Genomic DNA, 15387 nt, shown 5'->3' with positions numbered 1-15387 from the left:
TAATCTACGTCTCAAGTTTTTTTCTTTTTTCGTTGCTTTTTCTGATGTTATTTTCACCCGCTATACTTTTTCAGATACCGTTCTTTTTTTTGCAACTTTACAGATCATATCATTTCAACGACTCCGAATGCACTTCCGCTTCATCACCATTTTTATATTTTTATTTTGTTGCTGTAGGTTGTGGAATGCGGGTGCGCAGTCTTCTGATATTTCTTTTCAACATTTAAGCCCCGAGCAAGGTCTTCCGATTCACTATGCCACGGGTATCGTACAAGACACTTCAGGCTTTATATGGGTAGGTACTTTGGCAGGATTGACACGGTATGATGGTACACGATGTTTGGTATTTGACCACGACCGCCAAAACCCTTATTCATTGTCTGATATTATTGTAAGGTCGGTTTTTTTGTCTAAAAATGGTACCTTATGGGTGGGAACACAGCATGGATTTAATCGATTTGATTTTAAAACACAGCGTTTTGAAAGATTTCACTTCAATCAATACGGCGACCGCTCCGATTATATCAGGGCGATTGGGGAAGACAAACGTGGTAAACTTTGGCTCGCTACTGCCCACGGGGTGATTGTTTTTGACCCCAAAACTAAAAAATCTGAACTTCTTAAGCTCCCTACTGACGAATCTTCCAAGTCATCGGTTTATTCTATCCGAACACTCCTCGTCGACCGTAATACTGTCTGGATTGGGACTGACTTGGGGCTTTATCACTATGATTATGTAGAAAAAACTTTTGAAGTTTTTTGCAAAAGCGACGAACTAGGTAGTATTCCTGACAACTCTGTTTCGGCGCTTGTTAAGCATCCTAAAACAGGGCATATCATTATAGGTAATCGCAATGGCTCCTTATCAGAACTAAACCCGAGCACTGGACATTTTACACGCATTGGCATCCCTATGCCACAAGCCCGCGAGATTAGTTGTTTATTTTTTGCAAAAGATGGTAAGCTTTGGATTAGTACACAAGGAGAGGGAGTATTTTCTTACAATGAAGCTCAACAAAAATTTCAGCAGTATCAAAGTGATATTAGTAACCCCAATAGCCTTAGTTCTAACTATGTGAGGGCTATTTTTCAAGACCACTCGGGAGTGCTATGGTTTACTACAGCATACAAAGGCATCAGTCGTTTTCATCCTTCTAACCAGTCCTTTTCGTCACCACTTGATAAAACAGGCTATAAACCAAGCTCTGCCAATGGGGCGGCTATCAACCGAGTCGGAATTGACCGCGCTAATAACCTATGGCTAGCAACCGACAATGGTATGCTTTGGGTCAATCAGCAAACCAATGCTTATAAGATTTATAAATACGAACCTAAAGACCCTAAAGCCCCAACCGACCATGCCGTCAATTGCGTATGGGTAGACCCTCACGATGAAGTGTGGTTTGGGACACATTCCCATTTTCATCACTTGATTCCAAGCACGGGTCAAATAGAAGTGTACGATTTTTTGCCCAACGAAACCATGCCTTCTCCTCCCTCTAATCTTAGTCGGCAAGATTTTGTAGCAGGCAAAAACGTGTACGATGTTTATCCTAGACCTGGCGGTCAACTGTACATAGGAACCGATGAAGGACTCAATATTTTTGACCCCAAAACCAAAACATTTGCCAATCGTTTCAATGATGAGCGTATCAGGCGCCTGCCTCCCAATCGCTTTAACAGTTTGTACGTAGATAGCAAAAACAACCTTTGGGCAGGCTGCGGCGTAGATGAAGTGCTCTGTATTAGTCATGATTTGAAAACCGTAAAAACCTATCGATATCAAGAAGACAATCCTAAAAGCCTACCTGACAACGGCGTCATGTCTTTTGCCGAAGATAACAAGGGAAATATATGGATGGGGACAGATAATGGGCTCGCTTACTTAGATACAAAAACCCAAGAATTCACTAATTATTTTACCCGAGATGGCTTGGTCAACAATTACGTTTCGGCTTTAGTGATGGTAGGCAATACCCTCTGGATGGGGACCGCCAATGGACTCTGTAAGTATGATGCCTTTACCAAGCGTTTTGTGTCTTTTGGAAGAGCCGATAACCTTAAAGTACTTTCTATTGAGACCAAGTCCGTCCTCAAAGATTCAGAGGGAAATCTTTACTTTGGAGGGCTGTATGGCTTGGTAAAGTTTCACCCCGAACACGTCAAACCCAATAATTATGTGCCGCCGGTGGTGATTACTTCACTCAAAGTATATGGCAAAGAGAAGCTCTCTACCTTGATTCCCAAATCAGACCGCCCTGTTAGCCTTAGCTACGACGAAAATGACCTAACCATAGAAGCTTCTGCTCTAAGCTACGATCATTCCGAAAATAACCTTTTTACGTTTTGGCTTGAAAATCTCGAAAAACGCTGGAGTCCGCCAAGCCAACAGGCTACCCTCAACTATCTTAATGTGCCGCCGGGAGAGTATGTTTTGCACGTCAAAGCCGCTAATAATGATGGCCTTTGGAACACCGTCCCTTATCGTCTTCCTATTATTATTTATCCCCCTTTTTGGCAGACTTGGTGGTTTAGGATATTGTTGGGCATGACTATCATTGGTACAGGTATTTACTATTATTTGTGGCGGGTAAAAATGATTGAGCGAGAGCACGCCCTCGAAGTAAAATTATTGGAAGAACAACGTACCCTCCAAAAACAGCTCAATCAAGAACTTACCGAGAAATTGACCTATCAACAAAAATTTGAATTAGCCCAAAAACAACAGGCCGAAACTGAGCGAAAAGCTATATTGCTCGAACGGGAAAAGCTGTTGTCGAGATACCAAAATCTAGTAAATCAGCTTAACCCGCACTTTCTGTTCAATAGTCTAGCGGTATTAGATAGCTTGATTTATAAAGATTATAAGCTCGCTTCTAAATACTTACGGCAACTTACAAAAGTGTACCGTTATTTAATCGAAAACGATGACCACGAAGTAGTTAGCCTCGAACAAGAGCTTCGTTTTGCCAACGATTTTGTAAGCTTATTGCATATGCGATATGGAGCGGGTTTGAAAATCGAGTTAAATCTTCCCGACGACATTTTAAATCAAAAGGTAGTACCCGTCACGTTCCAAAATCTCATCGAAAATGCTATCAAGCATAATACTACCACATTGGAATCTCCATTGTGGATTCAAATCAGCACCAAAGACGGTTACTTAGTTTTTGAAAACAACCTTCAAAAAAGAATAACCGTAACCACATCCAACAAAAAAGGCCTTGGCGATTTTAGAGCCTTGTATAGTTATCTGACCGACAAGCCACTGAAGATCGTGGAAACCGATGAGCATTTTCGGGTATATGTACCCTTGATTGATTAACGGCTTAGCCGTTGGTTTAGCAGACATAACTCACAAAACCAACGACTTAATGTTTTTTTGTTTAAGACCTCTCTACCTCTTGTTAGCTTTGCGAACCTCCTTAAAGAACTATGAATAATATCGAACCCCCACAAAAAAAGCTTATCCAAACCAGCTTTGCTCGGGTAGTACCCCGTGCCGAACGGGCCGCTCAGCTATTCTATCAACGATTATTTGAGATATTGCCCGAAGTAAAGCCCCTCTTTAAAAGTGATCTCCAAACCCAAGGAATCAAACTCTTTCAGGTTATTAGTTTTGCCGTATGCTCATTAGATAATCTTGATGAGCTCATACCACTCCTTCAGGATTTGGGCAAAAGACATATCAAATATGGCGTTGAGGCTTCGCATTATACTGCAGTAAGTGAGTCTTTTATGTGGACATTGGAAGAAATCCTAAAAGATGAGTTTACGCCTGATATTCGCCAAGCTTGGGAAGAAGTGTACCAACTTATGTCGAGTGTGATGATAGAAGCGGCCTACTCCAAAACCGACGCCTGAATGAATCGCCGCGCCAAAATACCTATCGCTCCCGGCAAGGCCCGTGAGTATTCTTTTGAGACTATCAATTCGGATGTCAAGTATCAGAATTTAATTAGTCAACTTAATCCTCACTTTCTCTTCAATAGCCTCGCTACTTTGGAGAGCCTCATTCATAGTGACCCGCGCCTTGCTGTCAAGTTTTTGAGTCAGCTTACGAGAGTGTATCGCTATATACTTTCTACCCGCGACACACCTCTAGTAACTTTGACCGACGAACTGAGCTTTATTAGAGACTATGCTGATTTGTTACAAACGCGATTTGGAAAGGGTCTAAAGATCCACATCAAAGCTCATACTAATTCGAAGGTACTTCAGGCGCAAATTGTGCCAGCTGTTTTGCAGATATTGGTCGAAAACGCCACCCGTCACAACATCACCGATCCCGACTCCCCACTCTGTATAAGTATCGAAGTAGCAGGATATGCACTAGTCATAGAAAACAACCTACAGAAAAAACAAATTTTAGAAGCCAAACGGCAAGAAACCCTCCAAAGCTTAGGAAATCTGTATAATTATTTATCGACAGTTCCACTTACTATCGAACAAACCGAAAGCACTTTCAGGGTCATTGTTCCGCTTTTAAATAAAGAATCTTAGAACCACTCCCTCAACACTCTAATCATGAAAGTTTTAATTGTTGAAGACGAAATCCTCATCGCCGAACAACTCCAACGAATGCTGAAGGATATCGCCCCCCAAGTAGAAGTTTTGGATATATTGCACAGTGTTAAAACTGCTCGCAGGTGGTTTATGCAAAACGCCGAGCCTGATTTGTTGTTTATGGATATTCAGCTTTCAGACGGCATCAGCTTTGATTTGTTCAACTATTTCGACATCAAATGCCCCATCATATTTGCCACTGCCTACGACGAATACGCCATCAAAGCATTCAAGGTAAACGGTATTGATTATTTACTAAAACCTATTGATGAAGAGGATCTTATCCGTGCTTTAGAGAAATTTAAAGCAATCCAAAAAAACAACACTATTTCCAACGAATTATTACAATCGCTCGTCAATCACCCTTCTCACCAAAATAGAGTCTATAAAGAAAAACTCATTGTGCAACACCGAAATGCGTCGTTGCCGATTATGCTCAGCGATATTGATGTGTTTTATCTGGATCAAGTAATTTATGTAGTAACCCACGACGGGCAAAAATACGTAGCTGAGCAAAATACCCTCGACGAAATCGAAGATATTCTCAATCCTTCGGAGTTTTTCAGGGCAGGACGTCGCCAAATCATTAATCAACGTGCCATTGAAAGTTATAAAGGAGATACCTCAGGGAAGTTGTATGTAAAACTAAAAAATCAGCATGTGCCCGAAGTAGAAATAAGCCGCGAAAAAGCGCCGGTTTTTAAACGTTGGATTGACCGCTAGAAGTAAAACTTAAACGCAGTCAGCGCTTTGAGCGCTAACTGCGTTGTGGACCTATGATTCGCTTCTTACAGAGCTTGCGCCTGAGGTATTAGAGCGGACAGAAGCCGTACCACGATAGCGCACATTGCTAGCGCCACTTGCTTCTACGTCGAGTTTACCATTGACACTCACTCGAATACTGCTTGCGCCCGATACATCCAAAATCGCTTCTTTCACCGGAAAATCATACGCTCTCAACGAAGTAGCACCCGAAATCTCACCTTCTAAACGTTGCGCCGACCCTACCAAGGTGATAGTAGAGGCTCCCGAAATATCCATGATGATTTTTTGGGCTTTCACCTGAATATCAGACTTAGACGCTCCCGAAATATCCAAATCGAGGGTTCCTAAATCATTGAATCCTGATACTCTTGAATTGGTAGCACCTGAGAGGTCAAGGCCTTTGAGAGTAGGCATCGAAATCGTAACGGTTACTTTTTTGCGGTTACGGTTCCAATTAAAAGAATCTTTGTAGCGAATTCGAAGTTTGTCGCCTACTACGGCCGATTCCAAATCGTCGAGGTCTTGGCGGCGGCCTTCGAGTTTGACGGAATAGTTGCCTTTGGTGACGATGATTTCAAAGGCACTTCCAAGCGATAGGCGGTCAAATCCCTTGTGATTTAAAGTACGCGAAGTACGCTCGTCATCTTGGGTATAGTTGGTGTTTTCGGAAGAAAAAGAGCACGCAAACAGCATAAAAATACTGGCAAAGACCAGGGAAGAGAAGCGGATAAAAGGACTAGTTTTCATGGTTTTTTATGTCGGTTGTAGTTTTGTTTTTCTAAAAGATGTGCTTTCGATGCGAGATGTTGCATCTTGATGCTGTTTTCTTTTTGTTCCAAATAATCATTGCTTAAAACTATTTAGCTTACATGCTTTGGGTCGAAAAGTTAATACTACATTTCGACCTAATCACCACTTGGGCAAGTTATTATTAGTTATACTAAGTTCGCATTTTTTCCATTATACTATTTTTTTACGTCTCAAACTTTCCGCTTCCATCTGTTTTCCTTCATATACTTGCATGCACCTAACTAAAATAAAGACTACAAAAAACTGTTATGTTGCAAATACATTCTAGTTACATTTGTGTCCGACAGGAGTAGCGAGGTGTAGTCTCTTTTTCCAAAACCAGGTTTTTCAGCTCCCCTTTGTTTCATTTTTCATTTATTAACCTATTTATCAATCCCTTAAATTACCACCAATGAACCGTAGAATCTTCCTACAACAAACTGCTAGCATGAGTGCATTGGCACTGCTCGGCATTCAGGCGCAAGCCAATCCCAACGCCAAGTCGGTAGGGCTACAGCTTTATACACTTCGTAACGACATCCAAAAAGAAGGCATCGAAAAAATATTGGCCGAAGTAGCCAAACTAGGGTACAAAAAAGTAGAAAACTTTGGGTATGGACAAGGGAAGTTTTTTGGTAAGACTCCCTCCGAGTACCTCAAAATCTTAAAAGACAATGGCTTAGAAGCTATCAGTGGTCACTATCTTACAGGTCGAAGCAAAGCCATGGCCAATGCAGATGGACTCATCAGAAACTGGGAAAAAGTAGTAGATGATGCCGCAGCTATCGGACAAAAATACGCCGTCATTGCCTATCTATTTGACGATGAGCGCAAACCTGAAGATTATAAACAACTCATCGATCAACTCAACAAAGGCCAAGAAGTTACAAAAAAAGCAGGACTGGGATTTGGCTACCACAACCATGATTTTGAGTTTACCCAGAAAGTAGACGGTCAAAAACCTTATGATTTGTTGTTAAAAAATACCAACATCCTCATGGAAATTGATTTGTACTGGGTAGCCAAAGCCAACGAGCAGGCGGTCGAATATTTCAATAATTATCCTGGACGTTTCCCACTTTGGCACCTCAAAGATATGGCCAACACGCCCGAAAAAGAGTTTGCCGAAGTAGGATTAGGCAGTATTGACTTCGGGGTGTTGTTTAAACACGCCAAGAAAGCAGGGCTTAAACATTATTTTGTAGAACAAGACGTATGCAAACGCCCTCCCCTCGAAAGTGTCAAAATAAGCATGGAGAATATCCAAAAAGCAAAATGGGGATAAAAGCAAAGGGGGCTTTTCAAGCCCCCTTTTATCAACTTTATAGCTACTTTTAGGTGAGAATGAGATGATAAAAACCCTGTTTATATTCATAGGAAGCTACCTTGCCTTTACCTTGGTATTTTACCTTAAAACCATGATTTTCTAATAAATAGAGGGCATCTCGCAACGTCATTCCTTTCAAATTTGGGAGCTTATTGGGATCTGCATCACGATTTTCCCATTTCAAGCCCTCACTCGCTTTTTTGGCTTCGACCCACCCGTCTACATTGACTGGCGATTCTATGTCCATTTCTTCCGAAATAATCCTTAAGTCTTCAGCATGCCCCGCTCGCAGCTGACGCGACATTTCTGAGGTTTTATTTTTTTTGTTGGTCAAAGGCGGATGCATCGTAATATCGTATCCAATAATGCGGTCAGCCACTTCTTTGAAAACTGGAGCGGCCACACTTCCTGCATACAATTGTTCCATACTAAATCCACGCGGACTATCTACCATCACTAGACAAGTATATCTGGGGGCATTAGCAGGAAAATACCCTATAAAAGAAGTATTATAAAGTCCTGGCACGTAGCGTCCATTGACGAGCTTTTGAGCTGTACCTGTCTTACCCGCAATTTTGCAGTTTGGGTTACGGATATTGGTAGCCGTACCTCTCTCCACTACCCCTTCCAAGATAAGTCTTGCTTTACGAAGCGAATTTTCAGCCGCTATTTTTTCGGCACTTTGGGTGGGCAAAATCTCCTGAACAATCTCATCGGCCTGCTTTATTTGCTTCACCAAAATCGGCTTTACCCAATAGCCATCATTGGCGATAGCATTGTAAAAAGCCAACATCTGCAAGGGTGTCAGTTCAGATTCATATCCATAACTCATATAAGTCAATGAAGTTTTACTCCACAACTTATCGGAAGGAGTGCGCACCTTCGGAATCGGCTCGCCCAGCATCTGAATTTGAGTGCCTTCCCGTAAATGAAAGCGCTTGAGATACCCTAAGTATTTGGCAGGATTGGCATAAAAATAATCTTTCATGATCAAGTGTACTCCCACGTTTGAGGATTTTTCAAACACTTGCTGTGCCGTAATACTGCCATGACCGGTTCGTTTGGTATCTCTGATCGTAGCAGTACTATATTTGGCTATCCCATCACCTGTATGATACATTTTTTGTAACGGCAATCCCTCCTCAAAGCCCGCTAGCATAGTAGCCAACTTAAAAGTAGAACCTGGATTGGCACGTCCTGCCAATGCGTGATTGTAGGTTTCGCGGTAAGTCGAATCGCCGTATCTGGATAGATTCGCAATGGCTCTGATTTCGCCCGTTTGTACTTCCATCACAATTACACAACCATGCGAAGCCTTGTAGCGTTGAAGGGTATTTCGGAGGGCAGTCTCGGCAATATCCTGAAAATTAACGTCTAGCGTAGTATACAAATCATAGCCATTGATAGGTTGCAAGCCTGCATCATCTTCGTTGGGCATGAAAGTTTGATCGTCCAGCACTCTAAAAAGGCCTACCCCTGGCGATCCAGCAAGTTTTTTGTCAAAGCTCGCTTCAATGCCCACTAGCCCCCGTCTAGTACCTCTATCAAGATACCCAATGGTACGCTCTGCTAGAGAGCCAAAAGGATTATATCTTTCATAAGAAATGGTAAGCTTGCCTCCTTTGCTACGTCCTGTAGAAGCAAATCTTCTGAAAAATGGCCACCCATTCCAAGAAACGGGTTCTTGTTTACCTTCTTTGGTGATACGATAAGCTTTAAAGGTTTGGTTGAGAATGATGTCATATTCTCGGTAAGTAATTTTACGCTTGAGCAAACGGATATTTCGATTGCCTTTTCTAGCATTTTTCTCATACTCATGCCGCGCAAAAACCAATTCGCGGCGATATTCCTCTTTACTTTTTTGCTTAAAAGTACTTGCAAAAAGAGTAGCCAAGGAATCTACTCTGGTATAGAAATAGGTGCTATCTGCAACCGAAGGGTCGATAGATACTTCAAAATAGGGCAAAGAAGTAGCAATCAAGCTACCATCATTGGAGTAGATATTGCCTCTCATGGCCGGAATGGTATCAATCCTGACCGTCTTTGACATATAATCTATCCAAGGTTTGCCTTTATAAAGAGCATAATGTTGGATATAAAATATCCGATAAATCACAAAAACTCCTAGTGCTATAAGGCCCGCCGTAATGAGCCATGAGCGCTGCAAAATGTCGTCTCTGATGTTTTTAGGTCTCTTTATCATGGGTTAAGGCAGCTAAATTTTTATAATCTCTAAGGGTTTTTGACCTCAATTCTCTGCGGAGTAATGCGGCTTTCTTTGAGGCCAAGCTTTTCGACTTTGGGAGCTAGTTCTGACTGTTTTCCCATTTTCATATAATTTGCTTTCAAAATGGTGTAAGCAGCACGAAGGTTATTGACTTCTTCATTCGCTTTGCGCATGTGTCGCATTTGGCGCTCAGCATTGATACGACAAAATATAACCACTAACCCCAATCCTAGTAAAAATAGAGCGCGGTCTAAATAATGAACCGGAAATTCTTTACCGCCAATCAGTTTTTCCACATTAAACCACTGACCTACCCAAGTCAGTACCTTGCTATTGTTAGCACTCGTCTTGCGGGGTTTCTTTTGCGCATTTAATACGTTGACAGCCATATGCTTGAGTGTTTAAAAAAGGGTTAGAGTAATGTTTATTTTAAATTTATAATTTTTCGGCAATCCGCAGTTTAGCACTTCGCGCCCGTGAGTTTTGGGTAATCTCCTCTGGCGAAGCTTCGATGGGCTTACGAGTGATGGATTGAAGCGGTTTGAGGTCATTGCCAAACAGGTCTTTTTCCACTTCTCCATAAAATTTTCCTTTTCCGATAAAATTTTTCACCAATCGGTCTTCCAAAGAATGATAAGACATCACTACCAATCTTCCTGAAGGTTTGAGGACTTCGGCAGCTTGGGTCAAAAATTCTTGCAAAGCTCCCATTTCATCGTTTACCTCTATGCGCAATGCCTGAAATACCTGAGCAAAATATTTGTTTTCTTTACCACGAGGAGCATAGCGCTGTAAGCTTTGCTTCAACTCATTGACCGTTTCGATGGGCTGATTGGCTCTTGCTGCCACAATCGCTGCGGCAGCGGTTTTGGCATTTTGTAGCTCACCATACATCCCAAATATCCGATGTAGTTCTTCTGCCGAATAAGTATTTACCAATTCGCGCGCACTGAGTCCACCACGCGGATTCATGCGCATATCAAGTTGGGCATCAAATCGCGTCGAAAAACCGCGCTCGGGCGTATCAAACTGATGCGACGACACCCCCAAGTCTCCCAAAATCCCATCTACTTGCCTCACTCCGTACAGGCGGAGGTATTTTTGAAGCAATCGAAAATTGGCATCCACAAACGTAAGACGCTTATCATCAATAGCCTGCGCATTGAGCTTAGCATCTGGGTCTTGATCAAAACCAAACAAACGACCCTTATCACCAAGACGAGATAAAATAGCCTTTGAGTGGCCTCCCCCTCCAAAAGTGACATCCACATAGATACCTTCTGGATGAATATTTAACCCATCTACACAGGCGTCCAATAATACCGGATTATGATACATTTTTTAGATTAATATTACTCTGTCAATTTCAAACAACGCCTCACCTTGCGGCTTGGGGCGTGCAAAAATAACGAACTTGACGAGACAAGGAGGGTAGTATTCGTCAAATTAACGACGAACGGGCAATTGATTGTATTTTCAAAGGGGTAACGACAGTATATTCTCGTATGACAAAGATAGAAATTTCGTCTCAACTCTAAGATAGGTATTTTTTCTTTTTCAGGGAAAATTTTAAAACTACTTCAAAAAGAAAGACTTATAAGAACTGTTTTTTATCAAAGAATTATCCCGAAGGTTAGAAAGCGTAAGAGCTAACATATACCAGATAGAATCAGAAGCTCAAAATTTGTTATCAAAAGATTTTTGTTTGACTTCTCCGAAGCTCTTCTTCCAAAACACCTTTCTTCCATTCTGCCTCGGAGAGGTCCAACGTTTGTAGCTAACACGTATCCACAATAAACAAACGACTTCGGAGAAGTCAAACAATAACTCAAGGGAAGAATATTCATAAAAAGATAGCTTTGACAAGCATAAAAAACCTTCTAATTGATATTTGAGGGCCAATCTTTACTCAAACACCAATCAGAAGGTTTTTTATGAATCATCTAAATTCGTGATGATCTATGTTATGGGAATGCTGTCAAACACCTAGATTTATTTATTCTTCACCTTTTATTTTGAATACAGTACCCATCATCGTTTCATCAACCCGTAGCTGACACGCCAAACGACTACAGGAAGTAGCCGCAGGAAGGGTATCGAGAATATCCAATTCGGCATCATTGATGGGCGGAAGATTGTCTCCGCCGTTGAGTACTTCTACGTGACAAGTAGCGCACAAAGCCATACCTCCGCACGTAGCCAAGATGTGATATTCAGAAGCCTTGAGGACTTCCATAAGATTTAGCCCGATTCCTTCGGGGATTTCGAGGTCTTGACGCTGACCTACTCTATCTTCTACGGTAAATTGTATCATGATTAAAAAGCATTAACACCGTTGACGGTGGTATATTTGAAACTAAGGTGCTGATTGGGGTATACGTACTTAAAAGCACTTTGGCACATCATGGCTGCTTCGTGAAATCCCGTCAAAATCAACTTGAGTTTTCCGGGATAAGTATTGATGTCGCCAATAGCGTAGATACGCTCCACGTTGGTAGAGTAATCGAAGGTATTTACCTCAATAGCCGATTTACTAATATTGAGCCCCCAATCTGCAATAGGCCCTAGCTTAGGACTGAGTCCAAAAAGTGGAATAAAATAATCCGAACGAATAGCTCGTGGGGTCTTATCTTTGCCGACTATTACTACTTCCTTTAAGTGGCCATTACCCTGTAAACTCACCACATTGGATTGCAAAATCAAGTTAATCTTTCCCTTTTCGGCCAACTCAAACACCTTTTCGGCTGAGTCGGGAGCACCTCTAAAAGTATCACTTCTATGAATAAGCGTCGTAGTCTTAGCTACCTCCGACAAATAAGCTGTCCAATCTAAAGCAGAGTCCCCTCCCCCTGCCAACACAATATGTTTGTCTCTAAATAATTCAGGATTTTTGACCATATACGCCACACCTTTCCCCTCAAAAGTCTCCAAGTCAGCAATTTCGGGCTTACGAGGTTCGAAGCAACCTAACCCCCCTGCAATCACCACTACTTTGGTGTGGACCAAGGTTCCATCGGAAGTTTTGACAACCAAAGATTCATCTTCCTGACGCTCGATTGCTTCGACTCTTTCACCCAAAGTAAAGCTGGGCTTAAAAGGAGCTATTTGAGCCATTAGGTTATCAATCAGCTCCTGTGCCTTGATAGTAGGATACCCCGGAATATCATAAATAGGTTTTTGGGGATAAATCTCCGAAAGCTGCCCTCCCACCTGTGGCAATGCATCAATTAAGTGGCAACGCATCTTGAGAAGTCCTGCTTCAAAAACGCTAAACAACCCAACTGGGCCAGCACCTATAATACAAATATCGGTCAAAATCATAACTATTAGTAATTTTCAATGAATAAGAAATTAAAAGTAGAAAGCCTGACAAAAGTGTCCATTTGCAACTCTCAAGCATTTTATAGACACAAATGTAGCTCATGAGCCTATCAAGCGCCAATCATAAAATCTTATCCATAATTACTTTTAGTTATAAAACTAAGAGAAATTATTTCTTTGGTTTTCCGTCAAAAACTGACATGATTTTGAAACCGTCTACTTCAATCGAATAGAGTTCTTTTTCATAAGGAAAAGGACTAGGGGCATAACGGTATTCTGTAATAAAATAATCACATTCCAATTCCGAAGAGTGTTTTCGCTTTCTTTCTTCAGGAGTGATATGCTCGCAATGAATTCTTTTCTTAGCACTTTCACTCAGCATCATCTGATTGAGGTAGCCAGGCTTTAAGTTAGCAATGACTTTGAGATTAGGCCGGTTGTCGTGCGAGGCGATATATTCCAACGCTTGCCGGTACGACAATCCCCAATAATCCCGCTCAAAATGAGAAGCAATCGGCCTAGGAGCTAAAGTGTTGAAATACACATTTTGATAAGGATGGTTTTGGTACATCCACCAGCCTATATATAAGGTATAAAAAGAAGCTACTACTACCAGAGAAGTTTTTAGCCATCTCGATAGGGGGATTTCTTCGGTAAGATAAACAAGCCCTCTCATCGCTACCAACATAAAAGCACCATAGGCAAAATACAACTGTCGCCAACCATCATAGAGTACTGAATGCAGAAGTGCGACTGCCACAAAAGGACCTACACTTAGTCCTAAAAAAGTAATAGCTTCTCGATGAAGTCCTATGTGGTGAATGTCTTTTAGGGTATTTTGAATGATACGAAAACCACCCACAACCCATAGTAATAAATAAACAATCGGGGTAGTGATTAGTACATATAGAAGGGCATAATAACGCGGTAGTTCGGGGGCAAGGGTATTTTTTCCCAAAAACAAAACAGGATAGGTAAAGCGGAATTTGCTCATATTTTGGAGGACCTGCCCAAAATGAGCGACGGGATTTTCCCACAAATAAGGCCACAATGCCACCGTAAAAAACATTACTAGTCCTAGCTGAATCGCTCCCATCTGCAAGATTCGGCGACGGAAAGCGGGAATTTGTACCCAGTCTATGACCAGCCAACCCATAGCAACCACCGGCAAAATCAGTCCAGTGGGACGCATGTTGATAGAGACCGCCGTAAAAAACGCCAACCAAACCCCATCCCAAAACCGACGATACCGCACAAACTCTATCAGAAAATAAGTGGCAATCATAAAGAAAGCCAAACACACTACATCTTTTCCATTATAGAATGATTCGGCAAAAATACGCGGTGTCAGTATCAAAAAAATAGTACCAACAAGCGCAATGTAGGTATTTTTGAGCCAGCGATAAGCCGTCAAGAAGAAGAAGAAAACACCTACAAAAAAGACCAAAAAAGTACAAAAATGTCTAAAATAGAAAAGAGTTTGGCTTTTGTTGTCGGTATTGAGGCGAAGGGCTTTTTCGGCCAAGAGCAGTGGCAACTCAAACACCACTCCGTAGTCTTTGTCGCGGTATTGATGTAGCTTAGGGATATTGTTTGAAGCATCGGCTTTTATTCCCGCCAATTCGGTAAGGTACTGCGCCGATACGACGGCATTGGCACGATTGACAAGCTCATCAAACGAAATACCATAGTCTCGAAAAGACAACAGCCCTACCAAAAAGTAACCTAGGAAAAACACTACAACCGCCCATTTGTCAGCCGTCTTAGGAATACTCATCAGTTAGTATCAAGAATTAGAGTTTGGCACGAATTTGAGCGGCGATTTCGGCAAGTTCTTCTTGGCTCATTTTAAGCTTATTGTTGAAGTTCATGTCGGCCATGCTATTGAGTGGAATCAAATGCACGTGCACATGCGGCACTTCCAACCCCACCACTGCTACGCCGATACGCTTACAAGGAATTGCTTTTTCGACGGCTGCCGCCACTTGCTTCGAAAACTTCATCAGTCCTTGGTATAGCTCATCCTCCAAGTCAAAAATATAATCGACCTCTTTTTTTGTAATTACTAAGGTATGGCCAGGCGCACAAGGGAAAACATCTAAAAAAGCTAAGAATTCGTCGGTTTCGGCAATTTTGTGAGAAGGGATTTCACCATTAACAATACGGCTGAATATAGAAGGCATAAGAATTAGTAAAAGAATGTTAGCAATAAAATTAGTGCTGGCAATTTACAAACTTTCCTCAGTCAGCCAAAGTAAGTGCCTCAACAAAACCCACTTCCCGCAAATTTGTATAAATCTAAGTTTGGTTTTCCGCTGTAAAACCTCTAATTTTGCGCTCTGATTTTCAGAATGGTACCATAATTTGTGCGTATATGCCTAATTCTGAGGCA

Annotated in this window: 13 protein-coding genes; 5 read left to right on the top strand and 8 right to left on the bottom strand. The window is 41.7% G+C overall.

All coding sequences use genetic code 11. The features are described 5' to 3' along the window. Window positions 1–127: 127 nt before the first annotated feature. From P1X15_RS05450 to P1X15_RS05435, 4 genes are all read left to right on the top strand, one after another. Window positions 128–3325, top strand: a complete 3198-nt coding sequence (locus P1X15_RS05450) for a two-component regulator propeller domain-containing protein (protein ID WP_277337133.1) — start codon at window positions 128–130, stop codon at window positions 3323–3325. A gap of 110 nt (window positions 3326–3435) precedes the next feature. Next, window positions 3436–3864, top strand: a complete 429-nt coding sequence (locus P1X15_RS05445; protein ID WP_277337132.1) for a globin family protein — start codon at window positions 3436–3438, stop codon at window positions 3862–3864. Continuing rightward, entirely contained in the window at window positions 3865–4503 is a 639-nt protein-coding gene (locus P1X15_RS05440; protein WP_277337131.1) for a sensor histidine kinase, read from the top strand. It begins immediately after the preceding gene. A 24-nt stretch (window positions 4504–4527) separates the two neighbouring features. Further along, on the top strand, window positions 4528–5289 hold the full coding sequence (locus tag P1X15_RS05435) for a LytTR family DNA-binding domain-containing protein (protein WP_277337130.1): 762 nt from the start codon (window positions 4528–4530) through the stop codon (window positions 5287–5289). 51 nt (window positions 5290–5340) lie between these two features. On the opposite strand, the gene P1X15_RS05430 is transcribed toward P1X15_RS05435, so the two are convergent. Next, complete coding sequence (locus tag P1X15_RS05430) at window positions 5341–6078, bottom strand: head GIN domain-containing protein (RefSeq protein ID WP_277337129.1); 738 nt, start codon at window positions 6076–6078, stop codon at window positions 5341–5343. A 454-nt stretch (window positions 6079–6532) separates the two neighbouring features. Here P1X15_RS05430 and P1X15_RS05425 point away from each other — a divergent pair, with 454 nt between their 5' ends. Next, entirely contained in the window at window positions 6533–7405 is an 873-nt protein-coding gene (locus P1X15_RS05425) for a sugar phosphate isomerase/epimerase (protein WP_277337128.1), read from the top strand. Window positions 7406–7454: 49 nt separating this feature from the next. On the opposite strand, the gene P1X15_RS05420 is transcribed toward P1X15_RS05425, so the two are convergent. The 7 genes from P1X15_RS05420 to P1X15_RS05390 all read right to left on the bottom strand — a co-directional run bounded on the left by P1X15_RS05420 (window position 7455) and on the right by P1X15_RS05390 (window position 15178). Next, the gene (locus P1X15_RS05420; RefSeq protein ID WP_277337127.1) at window positions 7455–9650 is read right to left on the bottom strand and encodes a penicillin-binding transpeptidase domain-containing protein; all 2196 of its coding nucleotides are present in this window, start codon (window positions 9648–9650) and stop codon (window positions 7455–7457) included. A 29-nt stretch (window positions 9651–9679) separates the two neighbouring features. Further along, window positions 9680–10063, bottom strand: a complete 384-nt coding sequence (locus P1X15_RS05415; RefSeq protein ID WP_028667985.1) for an FtsL-like putative cell division protein — start codon at window positions 10061–10063, stop codon at window positions 9680–9682. A 46-nt stretch (window positions 10064–10109) separates the two neighbouring features. Then, the gene (rsmH, locus tag P1X15_RS05410) at window positions 10110–11012 is read right to left on the bottom strand and encodes a 16S rRNA (cytosine(1402)-N(4))-methyltransferase RsmH (RefSeq protein ID WP_277337126.1); all 903 of its coding nucleotides are present in this window, start codon (window positions 11010–11012) and stop codon (window positions 10110–10112) included. 658 nt (window positions 11013–11670) lie between these two features. Continuing rightward, a complete protein-coding gene (locus tag P1X15_RS05405) occupies window positions 11671–11988 on the bottom strand; it encodes a 2Fe-2S iron-sulfur cluster-binding protein (protein ID WP_277337125.1) in 318 nt (105 codons plus the stop codon). A 2-nt stretch (window positions 11989–11990) separates the two neighbouring features. Then, a complete protein-coding gene (locus P1X15_RS05400) occupies window positions 11991–12995 on the bottom strand; it encodes an NAD(P)/FAD-dependent oxidoreductase (RefSeq protein WP_277337124.1) in 1005 nt (334 codons plus the stop codon). Window positions 12996–13164: 169 nt separating this feature from the next. Beyond that, window positions 13165–14772: a glycosyltransferase family 39 protein gene (locus tag P1X15_RS05395; protein WP_277337123.1), complete on the bottom strand. Its 1608-nt coding sequence runs from the start codon at window positions 14770–14772 to the stop codon at window positions 13165–13167. Between the two features lie 16 nt (window positions 14773–14788). Continuing rightward, window positions 14789–15178, bottom strand: a complete 390-nt coding sequence (locus P1X15_RS05390; protein ID WP_277337122.1) for an HIT family protein — start codon at window positions 15176–15178, stop codon at window positions 14789–14791. Between the last annotated feature and the right edge of the window lie 209 nt (window positions 15179–15387).

Source organism: Runella sp. MFBS21, from assembly GCF_029433105.1.
Lineage (GTDB): Bacteria > Bacteroidota > Bacteroidia > Cytophagales > Spirosomataceae > Runella.
Note: the sequence above shows the minus strand (reverse complement) of the source record. Positions and strands in the feature narration are given on the sequence as shown.